Origin of the sequence: Psychrobacter vallis (assembly GCF_904846715.1) — a bacterium.
In the GTDB taxonomy this organism is placed as follows: Bacteria; Pseudomonadota; Gammaproteobacteria; order Pseudomonadales; family Moraxellaceae; genus Psychrobacter; species Psychrobacter vallis.
In genome coordinates this window covers 1-2,621 of record NZ_CAJHBU010000041.1, presented here as the reverse complement: position 1 = coordinate 2,621, position 2,621 = coordinate 1, and the positions used below count along the sequence as shown (strand labels likewise).

The following is a 2,621-nucleotide window of genomic DNA, read 5'->3' as shown; positions in this document are numbered from 1 at the left end:
GTGATATCACCATCAGTGCAAAATCGTTTACGGAGAAAGGTGGTAAGCATAGTAAGGCTGGGGGTGGAATGGATGGACTTGGATTGGCGGGGTTGCCGAGTTTGATAGCTGGTGCAATGTACAAAGCTCAGTTTAAGTTTGCTGACGACGATGATATTCCTTACGCTAATACGCCCTATGTTGCTATAAATGAGAATACAAAAGAGACGTTTGAAGGTATAACTGATACTGAGGGAAGTACGGAGAATTTCTATAGTTCTGACTCTAATAAGATTAAAGTGCATCTAAGAAATGAAGACCCTTGGGGATCTATTGAACTTTATAAAGTTAAATTTAAGTTTACTGATGATGATGGTAACCCTTATAGTCATGTTCATTATCGTGCAATATCTGAGATAAAAGAGTTAATTTATTTTGGAATCACTAATGCTGAGGGTGAAACTGAAAACCTTGTATCATCAATTGAAGAAAAATTTAATGTTCACCTCTATCTATCAACGAATGGAGATTATTAGTTATGCAAAAACCGCCTCAATATTCTACAGATAAAACTACTTTAGATGGTAAAACAAAACAGGTAAATATTACAAAGGGGAACAAAAATTTAAAAGCTTGTCCTGTATTTGATAATTTGGTGCTCAGTGCAAAGGGATCTGAATATTTAGATGATATTAACTCTCGTCTTAAACTTGGTAGCTGGCTAACAAGATTTTTAGGTATAGGAGGAGTAGCTACTGTCTTTATAGGTGGAACAACTTTAAATGCAGAAGTTGCAGTAAAATCAACAGACTGGATAATGCTTGCAGAAGGTATGAGAGACGTGAGTAAGATAACTCGACGAAAAGTTGAAGACATAGCAGGTATGGCTGTCATTGACCTTCAAAGTAATGGAGCAAGTAACGATGAAATTAAATTCTTTAGATCTATTTACGATGGATGTATACCATGAAAAAAACTATATTCTTTTCATTAGTATTAATCATATTTTCAGTACCGGCTTGTGCTAAAACAGAGACACAATTAGAAGATAAAATTACTCTAGAATCCGCAATAGAAAAGTACGAGAACACTATAGATCTATGCACCGCTGAAGAAAAAAGCAGAACTTTACCTGATGAAAGTACTTTAAAGAAGATAAGTGAAATTGACATAAAAAAAGTTAAAGATTACATATTATATCGTTCAGATATCAACTATAAGATATGTATGCTTAAAAATGGTGCAGCTCCACTTGAATATTTTGTAGCTTTATCAACAGATAAGGCAAAAAGCTCCGCAGTACGAAAGAGAGCACGTTTAATTTCTGAAGAAATGGTCAGTAGTCATATAATAGACAAAGTAAATAATATGTCAAGTTTAACATCAGAAGAAATGTTGCAACTACAGTCAATCGGTTATTTAAACACAAGCTTTGATGCGGTTAAAACATATGATGCTGTAAACTCTTATAACAGCCAAAAACTCGATTGACTTAATGATAGAAATTAGAATAGCAATAAGTAAGAAGCAGTGCACTTTGATGTTTGATCTGAATGAGTAGATAGATATGTTGAAGCGATTAAGGTTCATTACTTCTTTTTTTATCATATTAATAGCTACTGCTTGCCAAGCAGAAAAAGAGATTACCATGCCTGATAAACCGTTAGAAATATCTCTAAATATATCTGCTAAAGAGTTATATAAGAATAATTATGAATATAAAAAGTATCAAAGTGCTGATGTTCAACCTATGGGTGTGACATTCCAAGGTTATGACTTTCCACGTTTTCAAGAGAGTAAAATAGTTTTCAAATATCCCGATGGAGAATTTCAATTAGATGGTGTTATGTCTGTTAATTCCTATGATAATGTAAAAAGAGCTGACAGTTTACTAACAAACTACGATGTTACTTTTATCTACAACAAAGATTCTGATGGCATCACAGATGAAGATGCTTACAAGAAAACAATGGCCTTATTCAAAGAGCTAAAAGACAAAGGCTGGGTATACAATAAGGATATAGGTTCACCTCGCTTATCTAAAGAAGACAGTTTTACTTTTACACTTGCAGATCATACAAGTAGTTTGGGTTTAGACTTTACGCGCACTCTTACATTTGAAGAATGGATGGAATTGGACAGTATACACACGTGGCAGTTACGGCATGGAACTGATGCTTTTATGGATATTATGTACATTAGAGATACAGACCCTGCTACAAATAATCGTCACTACTTAATGAGCCTGGACATAAGTGATCCAATTGAAGTCGTTAAGCAAACGGTAGGAGCAGACCATAGAGAAAATTGGGAAGAGGAGTATATTAAATTATATTCCGAAATATCCACATGGAGATTACAATCAGAAACTCAAGCCATTGAAATGGGTTTAGAGATTCAGCAAGGCCAACCTGATTATACCCTGCCACTCGTGCTTAACGAGACAGGCATCGATACCAGCAAATTTGTATCAATCGACCCTTATAAAATTACTTATGAAGAGTTTATCGAACGTCAAGAAGCTGGCGAAGATATGACTCCTTACTACGAAGATCAGCCGAAGACTAAACCCGAAATCACCAGTCAAGTCCAAGGCCGTTGCCAAGCAGGACAACCCTGCCCTAAATCTGGTTATTGGTTTA

4 protein-coding genes are annotated in these 2,621 nt (G+C 35.2%); all 4 read left to right on the top strand.

Annotation, left to right across the window (positions count from 1 at the left end):
* The coding region (locus JMY02_RS13470; RefSeq protein ID WP_201599167.1) for a hypothetical protein at positions 1–515 on the top strand (515 nt) is incomplete at its 5' end.
* A 2-nt stretch (positions 516–517) separates the two neighbouring features.
* Entirely contained in the window at positions 518–949 is a 432-nt protein-coding gene (locus JMY02_RS13465; protein WP_201599165.1) for a hypothetical protein, read from the top strand.
* Positions 946–1,470, top strand: a complete 525-nt coding sequence (locus tag JMY02_RS13460; protein ID WP_201599164.1) for a hypothetical protein — start codon at positions 946–948, stop codon at positions 1,468–1,470. The genes JMY02_RS13465 and JMY02_RS13460 overlap by 4 nt, the downstream gene beginning before the upstream one ends.
* 157 nt (positions 1,471–1,627) lie before the next feature.
* Positions 1,628–2,621 (top strand): hypothetical protein (locus JMY02_RS13455; RefSeq protein WP_201599163.1); only part of this gene is annotated, 994 nt, incomplete at its 3' end.